Source organism: Bartonella sp. AP58NXGY, from assembly GCF_042195785.1.
Lineage (GTDB): Bacteria > Pseudomonadota > Alphaproteobacteria > Rhizobiales > Rhizobiaceae > Bartonella.
In genome coordinates this window covers 1-504 of the sequence record NZ_JBHIOY010000453.1, presented here as the reverse complement: position 1 = coordinate 504, position 504 = coordinate 1, and the positions used below count along the sequence as shown (strand labels likewise).

Annotated in this window: 1 pseudogene; it reads right to left on the bottom strand. The window is 41.3% G+C overall.

Annotation, left to right across the window (positions count from 1 at the left end):
- Positions 1 to 296: 296 nt before the first annotated feature.
- A pseudogene (locus tag ACFINC_RS11965) lies at positions 297 to 504 on the bottom strand (exonuclease); the annotation flags it as partial.

Sequence of the window (504 nt, the reverse complement as noted above, 5' to 3'; positions counted from 1 at the left end):
AAATTCCATATTTTATCAGGATGTGCTGTTGAGTTTGGTATTGGAATATCTGCTTTAAGATAGATAAGCAGTTCACCAGTCGGCTTGATTTCTATGAGTTCACAACCTTGTTCTTTAGCTTCTCTTAAAGCCCGAGCAATGGCAGGCTGTGTTATGGTAGCTGGACGAGGCGCCATATCTCTTCTCCCTACATTGAGACGCAATTCACCCATTTGGTGAGTCACGAATTGATTAAAATTGTTATGAAAGGGTGGGGGTGCTAGGAGGCATTGGTGAGGATAAGCACCCCCATAGTTTCAAGCGGCTTTTATTGAGATTCTTTGTATCTCTTGTTCTATTTCTGCTAAAAAAGCTTCGACGGCTTGATTAATCTGTTCAATTTGTTTGTCATCACGGTAGATGCGTTTGATTTTCATACGCAAATGAGATGAATCCCCCACAAAACGCGGGTCATAACTGATAAAATCACACCATTTTCGCTCTGTACAAGCCATTTGGAATTGC